Here is a 25,915-nt window from a genome sequence, read left to right on the forward strand (position 1 = left end):
CTCTGAATTCAATATCTAATGGCATTCCCGCATCTTGCTGCACTATGTAAAAATGTAAGAACAAAGCTAAGTCTAAATGGTAAGATTTCTTCCGCCCTTTTTAGTGGCGCTTTGCTTATTTGGAATGATTCCAGATAAACTGCGCGCCCAGCCGGCTTTTGCCATCCACGAAGTGCAGAGTACGGAAAACGAAAGCCCCCTGCAGGGACAGCTGATAACCCTGCAGGGCAATATCGTCACTGCCCGGGGTGATAATTTTTTTGTCATCCAGGCGCCGGAAAGCGATTATGACAACAATGCTCTTACGTCGGAGGCGGTCGTTATCGCCGGGTCTTACTTCGGCAGTCCGGGCGATGTGGTGGAGGTCACAGGCACTGTCCGCGAAGAAGACGGGCTTACGATAATCGCAAGCCCGGGCCTAAGCATCACCAATACCGGCGCAGACCTTCCCCTTCCTTCTCCAATCGTACTTACGGAGAACCTTCCGTCTGCAAATTATACCCCAGTACACAGCCTTGAACGCCTGGAGGGTATGCGCGTAAGCTTTGAAGCGATTGCCAATGGCCCCAGCAGCTCATTTGAAGACGTCCCCCTTCGAATTGGGCCTAACCGGGTCTTCCGTGAACCAGGGATTGAAGCCCCCGGAATAGTGGGACTACCGGAGTGGGATGGCAATCCTGAAATCTTTTGGATGGACCCCAATGGGCTTAATGCTCCAAATCAGCGTTTTTTCAATACGGGCAGCCTGGTTAGCGCAACCGGTATCATGATTGAAGCAGCGCCCCGGTTCTGGAAGGTCCTGGCAGAAACCTACACTTTTACTCCAGGACCAGATGCAGCGCCGGTACGGCCCAAAGCTGCCAACGAGTTTACGGTAGGCTCTCTCAATGCGCTTTTCCTATTGGAAGAAGAGGAGAACATTGAAGTGAAGTACCAAAAGATTGCCCGTTATATAGACGAACAAATGGGGCTACCGGATATCCTGGCTATGCAGGAAGTCGGGTCTTTCACCGAGCTCAACAACCTGGCTTTCTATCTGGAACAGCAAAACCCGCAGGCACAGTACGATGCCTACCTGCTGCCCACCAATCTCGATCTGAAGCTGGGGTACCTGGTTAAGGAGCATTTCACGAATCTTCAGATTAGCCAGTTGGGGACTGAAGAAACCTTTACTTTTAGTGGTGGCCTCCTGCACGATCGGCCTCCATTGCTCCTGCAGGTGGAGCTGCCAACGGGCCCGCCAGTGACTTTACAGGTATTAAACCTCCATCTGCGCTCGCTCATCGGGATAGAGGGCAGTACTGCGGGTTTTGTACGAAACAAGCGCCATCAGCAAGCTATCTCCATTGCCAATATGATTCAGGATTTGCAAACTGCCGGGAATCTTGTGGTGCTCGGAGACTTCAACGCCTTCCAGTTTACCGATGGTTATGTGGATGTCTTCAATCAAATCGCCGGCCTGCCTGGCCTGGGCGCCCAGTTCCCTTTGCTGAACATAGTGGACCCACCACTCTCCGACCAGCTCCAAAGCATTCCTCCGCCCGAACGGTATTCCTATGTTTTTGATGGCAATGCACAGGCCCTTGATCATTGCCTGACCAGCAGCTTCAATGGCCTCACCGTCAATGGCATGCAGTACGCCCGTGGAAATGCGGACTTTCCGGAAGCCTATGAGCTTTCTTTAGCCAATCCGCTCAGCGCATCTGACCACGATGGGCTGGTCCTTTTCCTGGAATCAGAGTTCCCCATTGCCTCCCAGACGGCCACACGCCAAACAGATATCCGGATCCTGACTGCTAATCCGGCACATCCCGGCGCCCCTTTTCTGATTAAAAGCGGTACTATCCTGGAAGACATTAGCCTGTTTAACCTAACCGGCCAGCTGATTGCCAACTGGCAGCCTGAAGACAACCAATATCAAGGCACCTGGCCTGATCTGCCCTTTGGCCTGTACCTTTTAAAAGTACAAAGCCAAAGAGGAATAAAGACGTTTCAGCAAGTGATAACTGAGTAATTAAAAACAGGGCTGCGACCACTGAAGGTTGCAGCCCTGTTTTGGCTCCGCTCTGTGGCGTAGTCTAGAAATTAAACTGCACTCCAAGAGCCGGCAAAATAGGTAGTTGATTGACGCGGCTGTTGGTCACCCGGTCTACATAGAAAATATTTTCCCGGTTGTAAACATTGGTGATACTCAGGTTGATATCCATGGAGGTATGCTTACCGAACTCAATGGTGCGCTTCACAGAAGCGTCAAGGCGATGGTAGAAAGGCAGGCGGCCACCGTTGATCTCATCCGTAAGAATAGTGCCCAAGCCAAAGTTACCGGTCAGGATATTTGTGAAGAGCAGGTTGGTGAAGTCGTTCTGCTCGTAGAAGCCCTGTGTCTGAGTGAAAGGGAACCCGGAGCCCATATTCCAGCGCAGGCTTGCCTCCCAGAGTTTATTTTTACCGAAGGTGTAAACGCCCAGCAGGTTGATATTGTGGCGGCGGTCAAAAATTGTTGGGTACACCTGATTGCCATCATCCCGGGTTACACGGCCTAGTGAGTACGTCGCCCATAGATACCCATTTTGTGCCTGGTAGCGGGCGGACAGGTCAATACCATAGGCTTCGCCAGTTTCCGTAATAAAGTCCGGATCGAAGTCGGACAATTTGTTCCGGTTAATATTAATAAGCTGGGTAAAACGCTTGAGGTAGGGCTCAATATTGATCGTAAGCTGATCGCCCACATCCACCTCCACACCACCAATAGCATGAATAGCCTTTTGAAGGGGCTGGTCCACCGGCTCGTTAGAGGCTGGCTTGAAAAGCGTTTCTTCCGGACCAGCAAGGAAGCCGATAAAGAAGTTGACCACATCCAGGTCGTTAACCGTACTGATCACGTTTTGAGAGTACACCCCTGCTCCAAACTTGATCCGCAGGAAGTCCGTAATGTTATACTTCAGCCCGAAGCGGGGCTCTATAGACATCTCAGACTGGGAAGCGTAGTAGTGCAGGCGCATGCCCGGCTCGATGATCAAATTACCCAGGCGTTGCTTGTATTTGAAGTAGCCCGCAACTTCCGTAGTAAAGCTTTTTTGCTGAATGGTAGACCCAATAAAGTTACGGAAGGTAAAGTCTGTATTAAATCCGGTGAAGTCAAAGCCGTAATCAAAGCGGCTTTTATTACCAAAGTAGGTGAAGTTTAACAGGGCATTAAAGCTGCTAACACCGCTCTGCCGCGGATTGCCATCGGCCTCCTCCAGTGAAATGTCATAGTCAGTAACAGCGACTGTGCCATTCAGGATAACATTAGAATTGGGCGGAATAAGCGTAAAGTTAGCACCGCCGCCAACGTTGGTCCAGTCAAGTTTTGCCAGCCCTACAAAGTCGAACCGGTCGGTGAAGTTAAAGCCAAAAACATTGAGCTTGCTTCCGTTGTCCCCCACAAATGATAATTTCCCATACAGGTCTGTAAAGGTATAGGGCAGGCCAATTTCCCCGACATCCGCCAGTGAAGTGTCCTGAGATGCAAAAGAGAAGAAGGTGGTATCTACTGCATAGTTATAGAATATCTTTGAGGACTGGTCCAGATAAGAGTGCTTACCGGTCAGAATAAAGGAAGTACTGCCCCCGCCATCATCTTTCAACTTTTTTATGGGCCCCTCAATAAGGGCTTTAGTTAAAAAAGGACTGCCGGACACCAGTCCGCTCATGCGTTTTTTGTTCCCTTCTCTGGTCTTAATGTCTACAACCGCCGAAATTCGCCCACCGTGTTCGGCATTAAAGCCTCCGGTAAGGACATCGACGCTCCGCACAGCTTCTGTTTCAAAAACGGAGAACAGGCCTATCGAGTGGAAAGGGTTATAAATAGTCATGCCATCGAGCAGGATCTTATTCTGTACGGGTGACCCTCCGCGAATATACAGTTGCCCCCCCTGATCACCGGAAACGATGATGCCCGGGAGTACAGGCAGGTACTGCGCAATATCCGCTTCACCACCGGTAGATGGCAGAGACTGAATCTGCTTAGCCGTGACGCGCAATTCTGAAACCTTGACATCAGAGCGGGCCTGCTCCCGGCTGCTGGATACATTCACCGTTTCCAGCTCCACCCCACTTGGTGACATAACCAGGCTTTCGTAAACGATTCCGCCTGCCTTGACTTTCACCTCAACGGCAAGACTGTCATAGCCAAGATAGGTAACGACCAGCTTGTATTCACCGGCCGGCACATTGGAAATGGCAAAGAAACCATCAAGGTCGGTATTCGCACCCAGGTCAGTGCCTTGAAGCAACACATTGGCGTAAATAATCGGTTCTCCGGATTCTTCATCATAGATATTCCCACGGACGATACCCCCATTCTGTTGAGCAGAGAGGATAAAACCAAGGAGTACAAAGGGCAGGATCAGTAATTGCTTAAATTTCATGCAGCAGGTTTGTTTTAAAACAAGCACAAAGATAAAGACCTCAACCACTCAAACAAGCCTTTATTTTGTCGTTTTAAACACAAAGTCTTATTGCAAACGCAAACCGGCACAGCCACGTACCTGTGACTGTGCCGGCTTAAATTATAACAGATAAGGCTGCTAGAGCTCCAGTACCCCGGTGCCTAAGCGCAGCACAACGGGCTCAGCACCCGTGCAATCCACAACGGTGGAAGGCTGATTTTTGCCAATACCTCCGTCAACAACCAGGTCGACCTGCTTCCCAAAGTCTTCGTAAATGTCGATCGGATCAGTAAAATACTCCAGTATTTCGTCATCACTTTTGAGGGAAGCTGTCAGAATAGGCCGGTCCAGCCCTTCCACCAGGGCCTGACAGATATTGCTGTCGGGTATACGCACTCCAATTGTCCGTTTGCGGTTTTTGAACATCTTGGGCACTTTATTATTCGAGTTCAAAACGAAGGTAAAAGCGCCCGGCAGATGCTTCTTCATCAACCGGAAGACGGTATTGTCAATTTGCTGTGCATAATCGGCTACCTGACTGATGTCTTTACATATAAAGGAGAGGCGGGCTTTGACCGGGTCTAGCCCCCTGAGTTTACAAATCCGGTCTACGGCCTTTGAATTGAAAATATCGCAGCCCAGCCCGTAGACCGTGTCTGTAGGGTAAATAATGACACCACCTTCCCGGAGCACGTCAACCGCCTGATCGATTTTGCGGCCTTCCGGGTTGTCAGGATTGATTTTTAATAGCATATGGTTTAATTTTTTGGTTGCTTAATCCGGGCAGAGCTTTTGGAGTGGAACCGGTAAAATAAATACCGCCTCCTGCTGCAACCCGCTCAAGTAAAAACGGGAGGCTGCAGCTTGCCAGCTCCAACCTCCCGTTAAGTTAACACAGGGTTAACAAAAGGTCAAATTAATTATCGTATTCATCATCAAAAAGATCGTCATCCAGCATGTTTGCCAGAATATCCCGGAAGGAAAACGCCGATTCCATTACATCCTTATTGACGATATTGAACTCTGCCAGCCCGTGCAGCACCAGCTCCATGAATGGGTAGGCGTCTTCCCCGGATACTTTCAGGTGGCTTTCCACGAGCTTCCGCAGCCCGGCTACGCCATCCAGTGCTTTCCGGAAATCCTTCTCACTGCAATCATTGAGCAGCTCGACTTCATTACCACCCGAAAACCAGGCCCGGATAGTGCCATAGGGATCGCTTTCACGACCTTTCTTGAGCTTATCAGGGTTCGGAAAATGGGCAAGGAAGGATTTCTTTATGGCTTTGCCGATCAGGTTGACCGCCACGCCATAGGGGCCTTCCTGCTCGCCCTCGTAGACCAGTTCCACCTTTCCGGTAATGGCAGGGACCACGCCCCAAAAGTCGGTAATCCGGGCTTTGGCTGTGCTTTCTCCGTTTATCAGCATCCGGCGTTCCACTGTGGAAACGAGGTTTTCGTAGCCTGAGATCGTAAGGCGGGCAGAAACGCCGCTTTTCTCATCTATATATTCGCTGTCACGGGCTTCGAAGGCTACTTGCTCCAGAAGGATTTCAAGTAAATCCGGCACTTCTGTAGCTTCCCGCTGTGCATCCGTAAGCTCGGCCTCCTGCCTGGTAATCTGCCGGGCGATCTCGATTGTCTTGGGATAGTGGGTCAGAATTTGGCTTTCAATACGGTCTTTGAGCGGTGTGATGATACTGCCCCGATTGGTATAGTCCTCAGGGTTTGCCGTAAATACAAACTGAATGTCAAGCGGGAGGCGCAATTTGAAACCCCGGATTTGTATATCGCCTTCCTGCAGAATGTTGAAAAGCGAAACCTGAATACGGGGCTGCAGGTCAGGCAGCTCATTAATCACGAAAATGCTGCGGTGAGAACGGGGCACCAACCCGAAGTGGATGACCCGCTCATCAGAGTAAGACAATTTCAAACTAGCCGCTTTGATGGGATCTACATCACCAATAAGATCTGCTACACTCACATCCGGAGTCGCCAGTTTTTCCACATAGCGCTCCTCACGGTGCACCCATTCAACAGGCGTATCGTCGCCGTGCTCAGCAATAATCGCTTTGGCCTGCCGGGAGATCGGATTTAAGGGGTCGTCGTGCAGATCGCTTCCGCCCACGACAGGCATCCACTCATCCAGCAGATTGACCAGCAGGCGGGCGATCCGCGTTTTCGCTTGTCCGCGCAACCCAAGCAACAGGATATTATGGCGGGACAAAATAGCCCGTTCAATATCGGGAAGTACGGTATCATCGAACCCCAGGATACCTTCGAATACTTTTTCCTTAGCCTGAAGTTTTTGAATCAGATTTTGCCGCAGCTCCTCCTTGATGGAGCGGGACTCGTAACCGCTTTGCTTAAGTTCGCCCAGCGTTTTGATTTGGTTCATGTATTCCGGATTTCACGTGAGAAGTGTATGAGTGAGTGTAACGCCTGAGTGAAAGTATGGTTTAGCAATTTTTTCAACGGCCTGCAAAAGCAATAGGAACTGATGCTATTTATGTACATTTCTTAATATCTTACCCACTGAACCTATTTTTACCCAAAATATGCACAACCGGGAAAAAAGCTCCTGCTGGGTTTTTGCCGGCTTATGGGTCACCATTCTGCTTACTGCCGTGTACTGGCACTTTGCGGGCCGGGACTTCAGCGCGTTTATCCTTCTGAGCGATAACAATATCGAGCAGGTGGCCTTCAATGAAGAGGTAAAGGTCTATCCGCATGACGGCTACGACGGCCAGTTTTTCTATGCATTGGCACTCCACCCTTTTGAAAGGATTACAGCTACTTTCAATCCGCCTTCTGAAAACTCATTGGACCGGCCTTTTGCTTCCGGGATTAGAATAGATAATCCGGTCCTGCGTACCAAGCGCATTGGCTACCCCTTACTTGCCTGGGCAGCAAACGGATTTGGGCAGGGGGGGTATCTGCCATTTGCGCTGGTGCTCATCAACATTCTTGGTATTGGCCTAGCCATCGGCATCTGTTTTCTGCTCACCATGCTATTCAAGGCTCCCTCCTACTATTGCCTGATGCCCCTTGCTTTTATTGGGACATGGATATGCCTTTTCAGAGACCTCTCCGACCACCTTGGTGTTGCCTTTGGGTTACTGAGCCTCTACTTTGTAGTAAAAAAAAGATTTTGGGCTTTTGCCTTGATGGGCACTGCCGCTATGCTCACGAAGGAAACGGTTATTTTCATTTTACTGGGGGGTGCTTTTTCTATAGGGTTGAGCGCCCTTCGGCAAAAACAATACGAGAGGATCATGCTTCTAAGCTTTCCCTTCTTGGCTTATTTAGGATGGAGCACCTTTCTGGGCTGGCACACCCCTTCTGATGGCACGCTGCTCAAACACTTTGACTGGCCCTTTGCCGGAATAGCCCAAGGGTATATCAAAGCTCTGCCGCTTCCCTTATTCTGGTTGGGGACATTTGTGCCCATTGCGCTGATCTCGCTGGAAGGGCTCCTGGAGCTTTGGAAAACCCGGCTACGCAGCTTGTTTCAGCCTGTTACGCTCATTTTTCTCTTCAACCTGGTATTTGTATTGCTGTTATCCAAAGCCATATATGAAGACCCCTTCTCTTTTGCCCGGAACATGCTACCGCTACAATATGCCGCTATGCTGCTTCTGATACAGCAAAAGCAAGGTGTTTCCTGGTTTACAATTGTTGTAAGTGCAGGCACAGCGACTCTGTTTTATTTCGCCTCCATCTTAAATCTATAGCCCGGTCAATACGGATGATCTGAGCATATTCCCGCTTCTTTAGCTACCTCTTGCTCATCATCTCCAATGGCCAGATACTATTTGCTCAGTGCGTGATACCTTTGAAATCCGAAAAAATCGACTAATTTGGCCCCAATAACCCGAAGCGCCCTATATGCCATTCACCATTAAAGCTGAAGCTGCCCGATACCAGGCTATTCTGCCCCTTCGACGGCTATTTCTGGAAAGCCTGCATGCACAGGTATGCTATGAGGCTTGTCATGACCAGGGCTGGGCAGATTATTATCACCTCATTATTGAAAATCAACCGGTAGGCTACGCCGCAGTGAAAGGCATGGAAGAGCTGGGGCACCGGGACACTATCTTTGAGTATTACCTTCTCCCCGGCTACCGGCAGCACGCGGCTCATTTTTTCAGGAAACTAATGGAAAAGACCAATGCGCGGTTTGTAGAGTGCCAGACAAATGAACCGTTGCTGACAGCAGTAGCCCATGCTTTTGCTGAAACGCTGGAAGGAGAACTCTGGCTCTTGTCCGATGACCATGTTACGCACCACCTTCTGCCCGGTGCCCTCTTCCGCAAGCGGCGGGCTACTGAACGCGTCCCCTGGCTAAAGGAGTCGCCAGGCGATTACCTGCTATTGATGGATGAAAAAATAGTAGCAGAAGGAGGCTTGTTGATGCACTACAATCCCCCCTATGCAGATATCCACATGAGTGTGGCTCCTTCCTATCAGGGCCGGGGCATTGGCACCTACTTTGTCCAGGAATTAAAAAGAGCCTGCTATCTTTTGGGGTATTTACCCGTTGCCCGGTGTCAAACGGACAATTCGGCATCCCGGGAAACTTTGCTAAAGGCAGGAATGAAAATTTGCGGTAAAACGCTCTGGGGCCCAATTGCCCGGTAAATTATCGGGCCGGGTCCATCTTCAACCAGCTTTTCAAATCTATTTTGCGCTGCAGGCCATTGTGGTTCATCGGCCGGACCTTACCAAATACTTTGCGTTCTTTCCATGCCCGGTCGTGCAGCCCAAACACCCACAGCACGTTGGCATAACTATTAGGGTCGTTCCCGTCCAGAAAATACTTGTTGTTGAAGTACAAAAGCGTTTGATGGGCATAATCAGGAGTATTGCACCAAGCCAGAATCTGCTTGCCCCAGTACATGCGCATATGGTTGTGCAGGTAGCCGTACTTTTTCATCCGGTTCATACAGGCATTCCAGGCGTCGTCATGGGTGGCTCCGGCTTCCATCTCACTGCGGGTGTAGCGATGAGGGCGCTGATCTCTTTCGTGCTCATCCAGGGTTTGCTGCGCCCATTCGGGCAGCGCACTCAGCTGGTCATACCGGGCGGTGTAGTGCACAAAGTTATGGGCCAGCTCCCGCCGGACCAACAGTTCTTCTCTGAGGGCTTCCGCATTTTCTGAAGGAAGATAGGCTTCAATACGCTTTAAAACATAGGCTGGTGCAATCATTCCCATCGAAAGGTACATACTGAGCTGGGTCACTGCTGGCTGGGTTGGGGACTGCCGCTGATCCTCGTAGGCTTCCAGGTCATTGTGCAGGAAACGGTCAAGCCGGGATTTTGCAGCCGAAAACCCTCCTGTATGATATTTAGCAACCGGGGCGACCGATTGCTCGAATTCTATTTGGTGCAGCAGTTTTTCAGGCTCGCTTATGTTTTCTCCCTTGAGGGACATATTCAGGCTCGACTTGGGTAGCTTGCTGGAGGTAGGTTTGTCCAGGTAGTTGTTGTAGATATCCGTCACTTTAGGCCGAAGCGTTCTGGCGGCGTACTCCCTGTGGCCAGAAGCTGCTTCAACCGGTACAATAAGGTTCCCCTCAATTTGCGTAACCGGGCACTGGGCGACATTCAAAGCGCGCTCTAACCGGTCACGGTCCTCATTGAGATAAGGGCAGTCTGTCACCATAGCGAAAGCCTCTGCAGTCAGGTCTTTTATGCTTTTCCCGATTGGTGCTACCTGCGTGATGCACTTTATTCCCCGGTCAGCCAGGGCTTGTTTTGTTTCCGGTAAGCTTTCCAGAAGGAAAGTAAGGTGGCGGGCATTGAAGTGTTCCTGCCGGGGCTCCAGGCTGATCAGGACGATCAATTTGCTGTCCCTTGCTTCAGCTAAGCCTACAGCATATTCCAATGCATAATTCCAGTGCGCGCGAAAACTCAGGCTCATCCAGTAGAGGACGTATTGCCCCTGATCACGGCAGGAGGACTCACCCAGCAGGTGAACCCGGTCGGGGTGAATATTTTTCATAGCTTACTAATGGTTTCTCAGGGCTTTGATCAGCTCTGATTTATTCATATCAGACCGGCCATCAATGCCGATCTCCTTAGCTTTTTGGTAAAGTTCTTCTTTCGTCCGTTCTTCGTAGGGAGGTGCCTGCCCGCCTTTTTTACCCGTGTTGCTGGCGTTGGCAATACGAGCAGCTTTTTCCTTGCTGTAGCCTTTGTCTCTCAGGGCCTGATACTGTTCTTCATTCTTAATGGAAGGATTCGGCATCTTTTTTCTTTGTAAGCGCAAAACCGAACCCCATGTTCGAAAGAAAGTCAGCCTAAGGTCTCCTGAATGGATCAATCCCGGATTTTCCCGGCAGCCCGCTTGAAGCTGCGCAGGAATTCCCCAAAGGAGTCAAATTCTTTCCGATAGCTCAGTCCCGTGCCTACCTCTAGCCGGCTCCCCCCCCCAATATCGGGTTCCAGGCGCTGATAAATGCGGAGCTTAAGTGTGCGGTCCCGGTTGAGGACGTACTCAATGACCAGGTCATTGCCTACAAAGGTACCACTTGCATCCGGCACACGGGCACTGTTGCCAATATCAACATTGCCACCGACCAGAACAGAGAGCCGGTCATTGAAAAACTCCTGCCGCATCCTCAGCTGAAACTCATCGCCCCGCCGGAAATCCTGGCTCTCGCCAAAGTTGGCCTGATACTGATTGTAGGCGATGTCGAAATCAATGCCGGACAGCGCACTTTGCTCTCCAAAAAACTCAGAAAACAACTCTGTAAGCAAGAGCGACAACTGATTGGACACGAATTCGCTCACCGTATTGTAGAAGATATCAGCCCCCTGTATAGCAATATCCGAAGGTAAAAACTGCCCCACCACAATCAGCCCGAACACCTGACGGTTCAACTCATTGGGATCTTGCCTCAGTATCCGGAGCTTACTGTCGGTAAGCGTCTTAAGCCCGCCGATCAGCTCTGGAAAATCAATATCGAAATTGATAATCGGGCGCAGCAAATCTCCCCGGAGCTCCATGGTCAGTTCCACCTCTGTGGGCTGACTGGCGCCCTGCTTTAAGTCATCGGGCGCATCAATAAGGTATTCCTGTATAAAATTGGCAACCGGCGTAGACAAACCAGCGTATTCTGCCTCCAGCCGAATTTGGGCTTCGAAGGGATCACCGGACCAGGAGATCACCCCGCCCCGATTGATGTCAAAGTCTTTGTTAACAACGTTGTACAGGGTAAAGAGGTACTCTCCTTGTTCGATATTGTAATCTCCAAACATTTCAAACTCCCCGTTTCGGGGTACCAAAATACGGATATTGCCCCTCCCTGTCCCCTTGATGATGTCGCCGGCCTGTTCATCAAAAATGATTTCGCCCTGCGCTTCTTCTGTTATATTAAGATCCATCTCCAGGCTTACGCCATTCAGCTCAGTGTTGCTTTGCTGGTCCAAAGGCACCTCTGCTTCCTGCTTCTTAAAGTTGATAAAGTTTAGCTCGGAAGCGTTGCTACCGTAGCTCACCGGGATCACAAGGCGGGTATCTTTTCCTACCGTGGCGTTGACGTAAATGTCTATTTTCCGTAGCGGTCCATTGAAGGTGACTTCTCCATCTCCCAGGGCATGCCCGTAGAATAAGTCATTGTCCTCTTTGTCTGTATCGAGCGCCAGAAAACGATCAGTATTGATTTCAGCGTTAATGCCCAGGTCCTTTAGATAACTATGGGTAATGCCTCCGGTAATGGTAGCCGTGTTGCCGTACTTGTCTTTGACCACAACGTCCGAGGCATCAAAAAGGAAGTCTCTCGCCTCTATCCGGGCATCATCAAAGTAGTAGCGGGTTTGCAGGAAATCTATGGTAGTCGCCCCATCACGCACTTTGATCTCTCCGTCAATATGGGGCTCCCCGGGAAAGCCAAAAATACTGGCACTGGCATCGAAGTACCCCACCGTATTCTTGATAGTGCCCTCCAGCCAGTATTCTCCGATGTTTACCGGAAAACTCGTGACATCAAGATCGATACTAAAATATTGAGCTTTTTCGCTATCTCCTCCCCTGCGTGCCCGGCGGGTATCTTCCGGATTGAAAAAGCCCTCCGCAATGAGCTGCGAGGTGTCTTTGGTAATTGCCAGATAGCCTTCAAACCGGCTCTTGAGGCCAGCTGCATTCGCATCCAGGCGCAGGGCTCCCCAGTCATCGTCATTCACCCGGAAGGTATCTGCCATAACAGTAGCATTGAGCCCTTCCATCTTAAATATATTATCCACTTCGGCTATCATATTGAAAGGCCCGCCGAAATCCAGTTCTTCATACTCCCAGATGTCATCAATGAAAGAAAAGTCGAAATTACTCAAGGCCAGTTGCAGCCCTTTCTCTCCTTTTGACCGGAGCTGAATGACCCGATCCTCATTTTTGAGACGGAAATGCTCCGTTGTAACATAACCTTTACGGAAAGTGATGTAATTATCCGGTTCAATCTCCCATAACTTTTGCAACAAAACCAGGTTGGAACGCTTGAAGCGCAACTGGTAGTTCAGGCTGTCCAGCAGGTAGAGCTCCGCGTTTAGATTAAGGTTGTCCAGCATAGACAAACCTTCTACCTGATAGGCCAAACCGATATCCAGGGTGTCGCGGTCCAGGTCAGCTAGTACATGAACCGGGGCAAACCGGCGTTTATCATTCAGCACCGGCTCTTCCACCCTGAAATTGATGGAGCCTGCCGAGTCCACGAGCCTTGCGAACAGACCAGCATCATTCAATTCAATATTACCGAACCGGAAGCGGGGTACCCGCAGCTCCACCGTGATGCTGTCTTTTTGATTGTCGAAGTAGCCGTTCAGTGCCACCCCTTCCAGAGGGCCTAGCCTGGGCTCAAACAATCCCAGGACGCCTTTTGTGTCCACAATATCAAAATCGTAAATAAATTCATTCCCCTTTGGCTGCCTCCGTGGCTTTTTCATGCCCAGTCGCTCAAAGAAGCCGTGATGGTTCCGGTCCAGGTAATCCATAAGGGCAGGCCCGATATCCAGTACATCGAACTGCCCAAGCAGGTAGCCGTTCACCAAATCGGAGGCTACGCTGAACCGTTTTCGCCCTCCGGGCTCAAACAGAGAAACAAAGACCACCGAATCCACCTGAATGGTATCCTGATTGCGGTGCAGAATTTCCACGCCCTTTATACGCCCCCGGCCTTCCAGCTCAGATAAGGTACTGTTTTGCAGGTTGAGACTGACATCTCCGGATAAATTGATATCTTTTTGGCTAAGGTTAAGCGGCAATAACGAGAGCTGATTCACCGATGCGAAAAAGTTAAACCGGGGCACACTATCCGTCATATCTACCTGCCCGTTAAACGAAAAGTCGATATGCTCATCCTGAATCAGAAAGTCACCGGAGAATTGGTTCTTTTTCAGTAGCCCAGTCAGATTGGCATTGGTGTAGTTGTAGCCTTTGTAGATGAAACTTTGCACTTCGGCACTGAGGTCAGCGGTCGCCGTTTCTGCCGTCAGCCCTTTACCGTTGCGCACACTGGATGAGAAATTCACAAGCCCGAGGTCCTGATTCTGGGTGAAGCCGCCCAGGTCAAAATCAACGAGAGACAAGCTTCCACTGTAGGAAGCCTCAGCGCGGTTACCAGTCAGGTTACGGACTTTCATATCCATTTCGGCCCGCCCAAGGGCTGAATTGAGCGTTCCATAAGCAATATAATCGGAAAACAGGACATCAAAGCGGCCGGTAAAGTAAAGCCACCCCAGACGGTCGAAGGCCTCCGGAGGCTGAAACTTCGGAAATAGTTGCCGAAGTGCTGTCATATTGGTCCGCAGCTCGTCCAGCTGGAAGTTAATGGTCCGGAAGTCCGGGTAGGTAAGGTCACGGGTCCTCAAATCTCCCTGCGCCACCAGCCGCCGGTTTTCCAGGGCCAGGTACATATCTTCAGCATCCAGGTCATTGACTGTGCCTTCTATCAGCCCGTCGATGTACAGTTTACGGTCCCGGTTATCCCAGAAGAAAGCGTTGGACTTAAGCTTGGGCGCAAAAGTCATAATATCTTTCAAAGTAACGGAAGCATTGCTGAGATGGGCTTCCATTTCCACCTCATCCGGAAAGGACTTGAATGCCTCGTAGGTGTCATATCTGAAAATCAAAGTGTCCCCGATATCACTGTAGGGTGTCTTCAACTGTAGGTCATAAAGCTCGAGCCCCCTGTTCCAGACCCGGCCATTGCCTACAGTCAGGTCTTCCAGCACGAATCCGCTTAAATCCCGAAGGTTGAACTCCTCTACCTGCCCGGAAAAATCAAGGCTATCGGAGCAAAAGGAGAATTCATTGATGCCGATATTAATATCAAAAACATCCATGTGCTGATAGTTGAGCTCGTCCACAGGCCCGTCGTTTTCCGGATCATTACGCCAGTTATGCAGGGAAAACTTACCATCTTTCAGCACAAACTCGCCTATGGTAGCGAAAAAGGGCAAGGGGGAGGCAGCAGTTGGCGTATTGCTGCTCATCGTATCCTGAGGCCAAATGACATAATCGTACTCATCAACCCGAAAATAGGGGCCTTCAAGGATGACGGATTCGGCATGCAGGGTCCGGTCGGGCAGGGAAAACTCATCAAATACAGCGGATCCTTCAGCAAGGTAGATATCCATGTCCTGCCCTCTCGCTTTGTCTTCTTTCAGGAAACGGATTTTACTGAGGGTCAGCCCTTGCACATCCAGATAGAAGGGCCGCTTTTCGCCTGTGGCAGACGAGGTATCCGGCGGGAAGAGGCGGCCCAGCAGCACCTGCATGTTGTTGTAGTCATCATCTGCAGCCTTACGGATATTAACAGTGGCGCTGTCCAGGGCAAGGTCTTCAATAACCAGCCCCCGGCGCAGGTAAACGAGCGGATTGAGGCTGAAATCTGCGTACAGGTATTTGCTGAAGATGGCCGTATCGCCCGGCGTCAGGTCCTCCACATAAAAGTCCTCCAACACCAGCTGGTCCAAAAACTTGATATTCAGACGGTCGATGGAGACCGTAGTTTTCATGGCGTCGCTAAGCGCGGTGGTCACCCGGTCTGCCAGGTAGTTTTGTACAGCAGGGATTTGAAGCACGCCTGACAGGATTAGGAAGAACAGGATAAGCCCTACGGTCAGGCGCCTGGCCCATAGCCAAAGCAGTCGCAGCCACGAGCGGGGCTGAGGCTGTTCTTCCTGCGGTTGCTTTTGTCCTTGATCTTCCATCTACTACGTTCAACCAAACATCCCGCGAATATATTGATTGAATGCCAGATTTAACGTAGAATTAGCATATTTGGCCGGCTACGTTAGCCATGCCTAAAAAAAACCGCAGACAACTGTACGCTGCGGATTGTCCTTTTTAGTCGCTTCATCCCTCTTAAATGCGAGCGGTCAGACCAGCTCTTGAACAGGCGTTATATGCCATTAGAACTCCCGGATTTTGATACTCCGGAAAGACACCCGGTTGCCATGGTCCTGTAGCAGGATATGCCCCTGAGGCAGCTCGCCAAAGTCCGGCCAGTCTTTATACTTACTGTATGCTACCAGTGCCCGGTACATAGGCGTATTCCTTTCGTACTCCAATACCTTGAATCCATTCAGCCAGTGCTCAATGTGGTTTTCTTTGACAATCAACCGGGCCTGATTCCATTCCCCAACCCCACGAAACGGCTTATTCCGGCCTGTTACCGAAAGGTTCCCAGCCGGGATCAGATCGTAAAGGGAGGCCAGCGTGCGGTTGCCTTTTACCCCTTTTTTGGCATCGGGGTGCTTTTGGTCATCCAAAATTTGGTATTCCAGCCCTATGGAAGAACCGGGCCCTTTGTTGAGCTCCGGGTCAACGAAGTATTTGATGCCGCTATTGGCCCCTTCTGTGATTTTAAACTCCAGCATCAGTTCAAAACTGCTGAACTTATCGCGGGTGATGATATCCCCGCCGTTTGTGGACTCTCCACCGTCGGACTCCAGAACGGTAAGTACGCCCTCCTTGATCTCCCAGCCTTTTTCGGGGAAGTCCTCTGCCCGGGCACTGCGCCACCCCTCATTGGTTTTGCCATCCCAAAGCATACGCCAGCCTTTGCTGATTTCATATGGCGTCAGGGAATTCGGAACGTAGTTGAGCTCCATCGCGTGCGGCGCCATTGGCCAGCGGTCTGCTTCCAGGTTGTCCGTTTTGATGCGGATATTGCGCCAGCGGATTTCCCGCCCGGCTTTTTCTTCGTCATTCCCTATCCCATGCACCTGCAGCCCGATGAAGCCGGAAGCCGTCATGTCGTCCACGACATTAGCGGTATTCACTCCGTTGATCCACACCCGGAGTTCATTGCCCACCGCTTCAATCCTGTACTTGTTCCACTGCCCCAACTTATAGGCTGTCCGGGCTTCCGGATTGAGGCTGAGCGGGTAGAGCCACCCACGCCGCCCTTCGTCGTAAATCCCGCCGCTGTAGGCCCGCTGACTGGGATCAGCCTCTGCCTGATAGCCATGCACTCTTCCGTTTTTATACTCCGGCAGGCTATTGCTACGGAACTGAATACCGGAATTGATCGCTGCATCGCCCCACATTTCCAGCTCCAGAATAAAATTGCTGAATATTTCTTTGGTACACAGAAAAGTGTTCGGCGTTTGGGTTTCCGTGACCCCTACAATCACACCGTCCTGTACCTTGTACGACGCAGACCCATTACGTTTTTCCCAACCGCTCAGGTCTTTGCCATTAAACAAATCCCGCCAACCCTCGTCAGATTGGGCCGTCAGAGCAACACTCAGCCCGCCGCTTACGATCAGAAACAATGCCAGTAATTGAATTCGGTTTTTCATTATTATTTTGTTGTTTAAGGGTCAAATTGAGACCAGTCAGGGTAACATAGCGCAGGACACTTGGTCTTTTCCTTAGATGTATTTTGTTCCTGCCCCTGATTTCAAAAGAGGACAAACCATGCCTACTATTGTAACCAAAGATACAGACTTGAAGCAAATGGATAGACGAGACTTCATCAGAAAAAGCAGCATGGCCACAGCAGGGCTCACCTTGGGCTCCCTAAGCATGGCCTCCGGCACATTCTCCAAAAACGAGACCGTACAGCTCGGGGTTATTGGTACCGGAGCAAGGGGCGGAGGGATTATCCGGCTACTGAACAGCATACCGCAATTCAAAACAGTCGCCTGCTGTGATATCCTGCCTTTCCGGCTGGACAGCGCCATGGAAAATGCTGATCAAAAGGCTAAAGCTTATACCGATTACCGCAGGCTGCTGGACGACCCGAATGTGGACGCTGTACTGATTGCCACGCCCCTGTCTATGCATTATGAGATGGCTGTGGCAGCTGCACAGGCAGGCAAGCATGTCTACTGCGAAAAAACCATGACCTACCAAACGTCTGAAGCAGACCGGCTCGTGGAGCAGGTAGAGGCTAATGGCAAGGTTTTCCTTGTTGGGCACCAATACCGCTATCACCCCCTTTACTTCCGGGTGGCCGACCTCATCCGCAGTGGCAAAATTGGCGATATCGCGAATGTTTACATTCAGTGGAACCGGAATGGTGACTGGCGGCGCCCGGTGCCCAAACCCAAATACGAGCGCATGATCAACTGGCGGATGTATACCGAGTATTCCGGCGGGCTGACGGCTGAGCTGCACTCCCACCAAATTGATTTTGTCAACTGGGTACTGGACACTCACCCGGAAAAAGCCGTTGGTTTTGGCGGAATCGACTACTGGAAGGACGGCAGGGAAACGTTTGACAACGTCAATTCTATGTTCAGCTACCCGAACGGCATGAAAGTCAACTGTATTTCCCTGACTTCCAATGCGCACGAAGGGTATCAGATGATTTTCAGGGGCAGCAAGGGCACCATAGAAATGGGGATAGACGAAGGCTGGATCTACTTCGAGCCCCTCAATAAGAAAGAAAAAGGCATGGTTGACGGCGTCTCCGGCGCCACCCTCAACCGCGCCAAAGAGGATAAATACGCCATCCGCTTTGAGCACAAGACCGAAGGCTGGGGCGGCACCCACTATGCGTTCCAGGAATTCTACGAATGCATACGCGACAACCGTGAGCCCGTTTCCAACGTCAGGACCGGTGCTACAACCGCCAAGTGTGTGCGAATGGCAATTGATGCCATGCGGGAGAATAAAGCAGTAGACTGGCCGGGTTAAAAGTTACCAGCACCTTGCTGACGCCCCCTGGTAGATTACAGGATAGAGTGTCTTCGCATGGGGCGGAGCTGCCTCAACTGGCAAAACCGACTTTCGATCGTCCCAAAACGGATTCATCTCGTAAACCTGATGACGGTGGCTCATCTGTTCAAGGTCTAAAGGCCCGTATTCGTGAACCACATGAGGCTGTCCCCAGGCTTCTACCGTATCTGCCGGAATAACTGAAGTGTAGATGATGGAATCGCCATACTCGGTAATCTTATCGCGTTTGCCGGGAATACGGGTTTTGTACTGCGTATAGTTGTTGAGCAACAGATTTCCTGGTCCGGGGGGACGATGATGCTTAGGAACACCCCGGCTAAAACAATGCCAGGAATGCCACTCGGGTATGCGGATGATGTTGCCCTCTACCAGATTGTGCCCACCATCACCGTTGTGGAAATTGACGTCCACCTCAAGGTAATTGCTAATGAGCACATTATACTTTGCGCCGCTTTGGATAGCCAGGTGCCGGATAGCCCTGACTGTATCCTCCGCTAAAAGTACATAGCGACTGTTTTGCTCTATATTAAAGTAGCCATTGCCACGCCCTCCTTTGTTGTAGGCGCCGTCCACCCGGGTTTTTGTGATACTGATATGTTCCGATTCCAGCACCAGAATCGGATCGGTGCCTGAATCCAGAATTTGACAATTCCGTATCCAGGAATTCCGGGCATGGTCAAAGGTGACCTGCGTCACGTACAACTGAAAGTCCTCCCCGGGGTTATTTCGGAACGTCTTTTTCTGCCAGGGGTAGTCGAAATAATCATAATCCACCGGTTGAAAATCCACAACTTCATACTTAACCGTCAGGTTTTCAAGCCCTGCCCAACGGATATTATGAAAGCGGATGCCCGTGATATTATCAAAAGGACTGGGAAAAAACGGGCCTCGCAGTTGATTGCTCAATACCACCTTACTTCGGCTGGCCCCTCTTAGGATAATGCTGTCTTTAAGGTAGAGCGTTTCATGAATTGGATAGACCCCCGGCAGCAGCAGCAGGATGCCTCCCCCCTGCTCTGCAGCGTTATCAATGGCATCCTGCAGATCCTCTCCCGACCTTAATGTGTCTACCACCGAAAAATCATCCGGACCAGGAATGCCGCATTGCACTCCTGCCTGCGCCCAGTGCCACATATCTGGAAAACGAGCATCATACTGTTCCGCATCAAAAGCCCAGCCCCGGTCGCCAAAGGCCTGCCCATACAGTACTGTTCCAGCCACCATCGTAAAGAGGAGAAAAAAAGCCTGCCTCATATTTTTTTGAACAAGGGGGCTCAAAACGAGTCTTTGTCACCGTATACCTGCTCGTTACAAATACAAAATCCGGGGTACCTCTCTCAAAAATTATAAAAATGAAGCACAGCCTTCTTCTTTTCCTCCTGATTGCGACGAGCCTCCTGACCGGCAGTGCTCTGGCACAAGACCCGCATGACTACCTGACGGAGCGGTATGATCAGTTACATTACTCAGAAAAACAAGCTTATTACCGGGAACTGGCCCCCATGTCAGTGGGCGCCGTTTACCTGCCTCGTCCCGGAGAGGGCGAGCAAGAGCTGCGCTGGCATTTTCGCACCATGAAAGAGCTTGGGTTCACCAGCACCAAACAGCTGTTCCCCCCTAATGGTATGACCTTCGAGGAGGCTGCCCTGATTGCCCTGGAGGAAGGCATCTTCCCATGGTGGTACGGAGAAGCCGGCTGGGCACCGATTACCCCGGAAGTCCTGAAAGCTGCGGAGCTGCCTGCCAATATGAGCATTAAGGAAGCCCGGGAGCATCCTAAGATGAAGGCTTATCAAACGGAAGTCCTCCGGAAACGTATTCTCCAGCGGCAGGAACTGGTCAAAGCTACCGGACAGCATGAGCCCGACCCCATCCCCCATCCCAATACTGGCGGCGTAGGGCATAAGCTACCCGACGAAATCAAACCGGTCTTTCTGGACTGGGTCCGAAAGCAGTACGGCAGCATTGACAGCCTCAACTACGCTTACAATATGCACCATGTACTGCTGGCGCCCGGTGGGAGGCCCTTTACATCCTGGGCCGACTTCAACGAGCGTTGGGAACAGATTCCGAATAAGGAGTACCGCCACCTGCGCGACATTTTCCGCTTCAAAGCCGATATGCGCCTGAAATGGACGCAGGAAAATAAAATTGACCGCCACAACGCGTTCGATCCTGTGCCTCCTTACCGGGCCGGAGGCGAAATGGGCATGTTTCTGCCCTTTTCCTGGCGGGGCGTCGATATGGAAGGCATTGCGGAGCTGATGACCCCCAACGGCTCTTTTTACCCTTCCATCCACCTGGCCTGGCATTTCGATGAGGTACAGCATGAGATCACCCGCCCCGTTTACATGCAAGCCGCCCTCACCCACGATTACTTCAAAGGCGGCTGGTCGGCTACCTGGGAGTCTACCGGTGGCCCGCAGCAGTTCAGTGGCGGCAAAGGTGGCAATGGCTTTACCGTGGACGAAGGTATCATCACACAGCTCATGCTCACCTATCTGGCAGCTGGCTACAAGGGGTTTGGGCTATGGTCATGGAGCATGCGCACCGCTGGATGGGAAGCCGGGGAATACGCTCTGCTTGACCGCCACAATAAAGTAACCGAAAAGGCCATCCGCGCTGGTGCCATAGGCAAAGCCGCTCAAAATTACCGTGATGAAATCTGGCAGGGCCACAAGGAGCCTTTTGTTGGAGTGTACACCGACTGGGAAAACGAAGCTTACTGGGCAGCGATGTCCATACAGGGAAGAGATATCTTTAAGCAACTCCCGATTGATGCCCGCACCGGAGTAAGCCGGGCACTCATCAACCATAATGTGCCTTACGAATATGTAACACCTTCAGACCTCCGCGATGGGCTTGCCGGGCGCTACCGCGCCATTTATCTGCCGTTTGTGATCGCGATTGATCCGGAGATCATTGGTATCCTCACTGAATATGTAGAGAATGGAGGCCGGGTAGTCATAGACATGCCCTCTGCCTGGTATGATGAGAACGGTGCCCTGCTCTACTCAGACAAAGGCACCCCCTTTGAAAAGCTGTTTGGCGTAACCATAAATGATTATCAATACGCTGGTATCAACATGGACTACCGGCTGGAAGGACAGCCTCTGCAGGGCTTCACCCTCGATATGACGCCGACTTCTGCTGAAGTAGTCGAGCATTATCACACCGGCGACCCGGCAATCACTGAAAACAAACTGGGCAAAGGCACCGCGGTCATTCTCGGATTTCAGGCCTCTATGGACTGCTTCAAGCCGGGCCAAACGGCAGCAGAAGAGCGGCTAATCAGACATACCCTTGCTGATTACCAGCCATTCTACCGGTGTGAAGGCGCAATTGTCTACCGTATGGCATCGCCGGAAGCAGACCATTATTTCCTCCTCAACGATGGAGAAGCGAAACAGGTCGAACTGGCCTTCGACTACAAGTACCGGAACGCTACCGACGCCATTACCGGCGAATCCCTTAAATTAGGAGCACCGATAGAACTGGAACGCTACAGTGGCCGCTGGCTGCGCTTTGAAAAATAAACCTGTATGAAGTATCTGATCTTTTTCGTTGTGCCCACCTTGCTTTTGGCCGGCTTTACCCTTCGCCCTGAACCGAAAGCAGACACGCCCGAACGGCCCAATATCATCCTCATCCTCACCGATGATCAGGGGCATGGTGACCTGGGCTATCACGGCAACCCATTGATTCACACACCGGTGCTTGATAGCCTGGCCCGGCACAGTGTACGACTGACTGAGTTCTACGTCTCGCCAGTCTGTGCCCCTACCCGGGCCAGCCTTATGACCGGGCGATATGGGCTACGTACCGGAGTTTATGATACCTACGCCGGGGGCGCAACGATGGCAGCAGAGGAGCAAACCATCGCCGAACTACTCAAAACGGCCGGGTACCGCACCGGTGTTTTTGGAAAATGGCACCTCGGAGACAACTATCCCTACCGGCCCAACGATCAGGGATTTGATGAGGCACTGGTGCATGCTGCCGGAGGGCTGGAGCAACCCGGTGACCGCTACGAAAATTTTAGCCGAAAGGGGCAAAGCTACTTCAACCCTCTGCTGGAACATAACGGAAAAGTGGTGCAGGCTGAGGGCTACTGCTCCGATGTTTTCACAGATGCCGCAATTGACTTTGTCCAAACCGGAGGCGATCAGCCTTTCTTCCTGTATTTGGCTTTTAATGCGCCCCATACGCCGCTGGAAGTGCCGGAGGAAGCCTACGAACGCTACCGGGACATGCCCTACCCTTTCGACACCTTCGCCATTCAGGGGTCCAATGAGTTTGAGCGGATGAAGCCGAAGGATATTGAAGCGGCCCGCAAGGTCTATGCCATGGTGTCCAATATCGATGAAAATGTAGGCCGGCTCCGGCAAGCGCTAAAGAGTGCCGGTGTAGCCGACAACACCCTCCTCATTTTTCTGACGGACAACGGGCCACAGCACATCCGCTACAAATCCGGCTTTTACGGGCGCAAGGGATCGGTGTACGAAGGGGGCATACGGGTGCCTTCCTTCTGGCACTTTCCAAAGAAATTCGGCAATCCACGTGACGTACCGGGTATTGCCGCCCATATAGACGTCCTCCCCACCCTGGCTGAACTCACGGGCACTACGCCAGAAGCGACTTTGGATGGCCGGAGCTTTCTGCCTGCCCTTACCGCTAAAGTGGCAGCTGTAGCCGGCGGTCGCACCCTGTTTTTCCAGTGGCAGCGGGGTTATCCGAGGGGATTTCATAATATGGCCGTACGGACAGATTCCTTTAAGTTAGTGGGCAAGTACAGGTTTGAAAAGGCGCCGGATGATTTTGAGCTGTTTGATCTGCGAACAGACCCTTTCGAAACCAAAGATCTAAGTGAGCAATATCCCGAGGTCGTTCAGCAACTGTCCGAACGCTTCCTGGACTGGCAGGCAGAAATGAAAGTAGCTCCCGCCCTGCTCAGAGATCACCCTGTAGCCTTACATACTCCTGAGGGCTACCCCGTGCGCCTGAACCGAAATGACTGGAAAGGGCCCGCCACCAAACTGTGGGACAGCCCTATGGGACATGGCTACTGGACCGTGGAGGTACCGGAGTCCGGAAGCTACGACTTTGAGTTGTTCTTCCATGAAGGCCTGCCCGGGCATGGCAGCCTCAACCTAAAAGTGGGGACGGAGCAACGGGAAGTGATTGTCCGGGACAGTATCACCCAGCGTTTTTCTTTTGACGACCTGCTGCTGAGGGCTGGGCAGTATCGGCTTGACGCCTGGTTTCACTGCTTTTGGCCTGAAGGAGCAAAAGGCACTTATGGACCTTACGATGTTATGGTAAAACAAAAGGATTAACCCTAAATCTGCATTTTCAATCTTTCACCTTCTTCTTGGGTATCTTCTGAATCATAACTCCGATATTAAAAGTAAGACATTTTACCTGATGGCTCCAGTATGAGACAGGCTCTCCCACTTCCGGTCGATCGTTCGTACGATAACCTGTAAAATGGTCGCTCTCTGCATATTGGAAACCCAGACTGAACCATTGATTAAAACAATATTTCAGACCATACCGGTAATAAGAAAAATCGCCAGGGGGATCATCAGAGACGATCCATTGAGGCCCGTCGTCTCCATAACCAGCATCACCTAAATATCCAACCCCAGCGAAAGCATACCATTTCCCCAGCCGGAGTTGAGATTGTAACCCCCAACCATCATAGACACTGTAGCCACGCCCCATATTACTGCTACTAAATCCGGGTATGTGCTCTATGCCCAGATAAACGTTTGGCGTTATTCTGTAGCCTACCGCAAGATTTGACATCGTGTTCGACAGGTCAACCAAAAGCCACCCGGCACTAAATTCTCCATAAATACGCTCTGCAAAGGGCCTTCGCTCGCTTTTTTCATCGCTTTGGGCATGAAGAAAATTCAGGGACGTGGCCAAAATAGCAGCACCTATCATTAGCCGCTTTGTTTTCATGGTTCTTACTTTTAGAGGGTTCAAAAAACAGCGTCCCCATTAATCTTAGTTTGACTTTCTCCATTGTTTCTTAAGCGTATTCGGGGAATTTTCCAAAAGAAATCCAAGGGAGATGGTAAGGGAACGTACACCTGTTTCCCATTCGTAACCGTTACCTGTTTCATCGTAGGCAACCACTTTGTAAGGACCACACGCACCAATCTGGCACCCCAGGCAAAGAAAATTCCAAAAGCAGTGTTTTGCTGCCACACGATAGTAAGGAAACGGTGTCCTACGCTCAGCAGGACCAACAATAAATGGGTCGTCCGTAATATGATAACCTTTACTCATCACGCCCCCACTTACTGAAAAGTACCACTTCCGGACCCGGTATTGATACTGCATACCCCAACCATCAACTGCGGTATTGACTGTACTAATGCTGTAAGACCTCAAAACCGGTACATACTCAAACCCAAGATAATGCCGTGGCCTGATTACAAAACCCAGCCCTACATAGCTCATATCAGAGAACAGGAAATAACCCAAATGTCCTTCTAAATAAAACCGTTCTAAAAACGGCCGGGAGTCCGCCACAGTATCTTTTTGAGCATTTGAAAAGGTGGTTCCGCCAAAGATTAGAAGGGCGATCAATATTTGTTTTGTTTTCATGGTTCTCACTTTTAGAGGTTTCAAAAAACAGTGTTGCTGATTAGACTTAGGTTGGCCTTAACTATTGTTGCTTACAATTAATCGGGAGGATTTTGTAACATGAAACCAAATGTAAGCGCTAGGGACCGCACCGGACCTTCCCACCTTAGAAACCTTGGCTTGCCGGGCGCTGGAAAATCGCTAATGTAGCCCTTAAAGGAACTGCTTTGTGCATATTGACAGCCCACACAGAGCAGCCCCCAAAAGCAATGTTTAATACCTATTCGGAAATAAGTTAGCAGGTCGGGAGTTTCGGTATACGTATACTCGAAGGGGAGATATGTTGAAAAGTCCACCTTATCCAGCTCGCCACCACTTACCAGGAAGTACCATTTTCGCAAACGGTACTGATACTGCAGCCCCCAACCGCCTAAAGCGGATCCACTTTGTATTGAACCTCTGGCTCCAAAGCCAGTAAATTCTGCCCCGAGATAATGATGAGGCGTAATTTTCAAACCGATACCAGCATTAGACATATACACATAGTTGATTAAATCTACCGAGAAAAAGCCAAAATTCCCTTCTAAGTAAAAATAATCGTAAAACGGGCGGGATGCCGCTGCTGAATCCTTCTGGGCATTCGATAAAGTAGTGCTTCCAAAGGCCAGGAAAGCAATCAATAGCAATCTTGTTTTCATTA

17 protein-coding genes are annotated in these 25,915 nt (G+C 50.8%); 6 read left to right on the plus strand and 11 right to left on the minus strand.

Translation table 11 applies throughout. The features are described from left to right. The first annotated feature begins 76 nt into the window (after nucleotides 1-76). Nucleotides 77-2,014, plus strand: coding sequence for a hypothetical protein (locus tag ACO08I_RS03820; protein WP_282784034.1), 1,938 nt, complete (start codon nucleotides 77-79; stop codon nucleotides 2,012-2,014). Nucleotides 2,015-2,078: 64 nt separating this feature from the next. Here the strand turns inward: ACO08I_RS03820 and ACO08I_RS03825 are convergent, their stop codons facing one another. From ACO08I_RS03825 to ACO08I_RS03835, 3 genes are all read right to left on the minus strand, one after another. Further along, a complete protein-coding gene (locus ACO08I_RS03825; protein ID WP_282784032.1) occupies nucleotides 2,079-4,412 on the minus strand; it encodes a TonB-dependent receptor in 2,334 nt (777 codons plus the stop codon). A gap of 159 nt (nucleotides 4,413-4,571) precedes the next feature. Further along, nucleotides 4,572-5,186 carry an L-threonylcarbamoyladenylate synthase gene (locus tag ACO08I_RS03830; protein WP_421948542.1) on the minus strand — a complete coding sequence of 205 codons (615 nt, stop codon included), beginning with the start codon at nucleotides 5,184-5,186 and terminating at the stop codon, nucleotides 4,572-4,574. Nucleotides 5,187-5,349: 163 nt separating this feature from the next. Continuing rightward, entirely contained in the window at nucleotides 5,350-6,828 is a 1,479-nt protein-coding gene (locus ACO08I_RS03835; RefSeq protein ID WP_044227591.1) for a magnesium chelatase, read from the minus strand. 160 nt (nucleotides 6,829-6,988) lie between these two features. Here ACO08I_RS03835 and ACO08I_RS03840 point away from each other — a divergent pair, with 160 nt between their 5' ends. Next, on the plus strand, nucleotides 6,989-8,164 hold the full coding sequence (locus ACO08I_RS03840) for a hypothetical protein (RefSeq protein WP_421948543.1): 1,176 nt from the start codon (nucleotides 6,989-6,991) through the stop codon (nucleotides 8,162-8,164). Between the two features lie 154 nt (nucleotides 8,165-8,318). Continuing rightward, complete coding sequence (locus ACO08I_RS03845) at nucleotides 8,319-9,071, plus strand: GNAT family N-acetyltransferase (RefSeq protein WP_421948544.1); 753 nt, start codon at nucleotides 8,319-8,321, stop codon at nucleotides 9,069-9,071. Nucleotide 9,072: 1 nt separating this feature from the next. On the opposite strand, the gene ACO08I_RS03850 is transcribed toward ACO08I_RS03845, so the two are convergent. The 4 genes from ACO08I_RS03850 to ACO08I_RS03865 all read right to left on the minus strand — a co-directional run bounded on the left by ACO08I_RS03850 (nucleotide 9,073) and on the right by ACO08I_RS03865 (nucleotide 17,234). Next, on the minus strand, nucleotides 9,073-10,434 hold the full coding sequence (locus ACO08I_RS03850; protein ID WP_282784026.1) for a deoxyribodipyrimidine photo-lyase: 1,362 nt from the start codon (nucleotides 10,432-10,434) through the stop codon (nucleotides 9,073-9,075). Between the two features lie 6 nt (nucleotides 10,435-10,440). After that, the gene (locus tag ACO08I_RS03855; RefSeq protein ID WP_282784024.1) at nucleotides 10,441-10,680 is read right to left on the minus strand and encodes a DUF7218 family protein; all 240 of its coding nucleotides are present in this window, start codon (nucleotides 10,678-10,680) and stop codon (nucleotides 10,441-10,443) included. 71 nt (nucleotides 10,681-10,751) lie between these two features. Next, nucleotides 10,752-15,638 (minus strand): translocation/assembly module TamB domain-containing protein, encoded by a 4,887-nt coding sequence (locus ACO08I_RS03860; protein WP_282784022.1) that lies wholly within the window; start codon nucleotides 15,636-15,638, stop codon nucleotides 10,752-10,754. Nucleotides 15,639-15,839: 201 nt separating this feature from the next. Beyond that, nucleotides 15,840-17,234 (minus strand): 3-keto-disaccharide hydrolase, encoded by a 1,395-nt coding sequence (locus ACO08I_RS03865; protein ID WP_421948545.1) that lies wholly within the window; start codon nucleotides 17,232-17,234, stop codon nucleotides 15,840-15,842. Between the two features lie 118 nt (nucleotides 17,235-17,352). On the opposite strand from ACO08I_RS03865, the gene ACO08I_RS03870 reads away from it, so the two are divergent. Beyond that, a complete protein-coding gene (locus ACO08I_RS03870) occupies nucleotides 17,353-18,576 on the plus strand; it encodes a Gfo/Idh/MocA family protein (protein ID WP_421948546.1) in 1,224 nt (407 codons plus the stop codon). Between the two features lie 3 nt (nucleotides 18,577-18,579). On the opposite strand, the gene ACO08I_RS03875 is transcribed toward ACO08I_RS03870, so the two are convergent. Further along, nucleotides 18,580-19,872 carry a right-handed parallel beta-helix repeat-containing protein gene (locus ACO08I_RS03875; protein ID WP_421948547.1) on the minus strand — a complete coding sequence of 431 codons (1,293 nt, stop codon included), beginning with the start codon at nucleotides 19,870-19,872 and terminating at the stop codon, nucleotides 18,580-18,582. A 98-nt stretch (nucleotides 19,873-19,970) separates the two neighbouring features. On the opposite strand from ACO08I_RS03875, the gene ACO08I_RS03880 reads away from it, so the two are divergent. Both ACO08I_RS03880 and ACO08I_RS03885 read left to right on the plus strand, forming a co-directional pair. Next, nucleotides 19,971-22,154, plus strand: coding sequence for a beta-galactosidase trimerization domain-containing protein (locus ACO08I_RS03880; RefSeq protein ID WP_421948548.1), 2,184 nt, complete (start codon nucleotides 19,971-19,973; stop codon nucleotides 22,152-22,154). A 6-nt stretch (nucleotides 22,155-22,160) separates the two neighbouring features. Further along, on the plus strand, nucleotides 22,161-23,954 hold the full coding sequence (locus ACO08I_RS03885) for an arylsulfatase (protein ID WP_421948549.1): 1,794 nt from the start codon (nucleotides 22,161-22,163) through the stop codon (nucleotides 23,952-23,954). Nucleotides 23,955-23,970: 16 nt separating this feature from the next. Here the strand turns inward: ACO08I_RS03885 and ACO08I_RS03890 are convergent, their stop codons facing one another. The 3 genes from ACO08I_RS03890 to ACO08I_RS03900 form a co-directional block, all read right to left on the minus strand. Continuing rightward, nucleotides 23,971-24,585 (minus strand): hypothetical protein, encoded by a 615-nt coding sequence (locus ACO08I_RS03890; RefSeq protein WP_421948550.1) that lies wholly within the window; start codon nucleotides 24,583-24,585, stop codon nucleotides 23,971-23,973. A 45-nt stretch (nucleotides 24,586-24,630) separates the two neighbouring features. After that, on the minus strand, nucleotides 24,631-25,236 hold the full coding sequence (locus tag ACO08I_RS03895; RefSeq protein ID WP_282784009.1) for a hypothetical protein: 606 nt from the start codon (nucleotides 25,234-25,236) through the stop codon (nucleotides 24,631-24,633). A 77-nt stretch (nucleotides 25,237-25,313) separates the two neighbouring features. Continuing rightward, entirely contained in the window at nucleotides 25,314-25,895 is a 582-nt protein-coding gene (locus ACO08I_RS03900; protein WP_421948551.1) for a hypothetical protein, read from the minus strand. Nucleotides 25,896-25,915 lie beyond the last annotated feature (20 nt).

It is taken from the genome of Phaeodactylibacter xiamenensis, assembly GCF_965229835.1.
GTDB lineage: Bacteria > Bacteroidota > Bacteroidia > Chitinophagales > Saprospiraceae > Phaeodactylibacter > Phaeodactylibacter xiamenensis.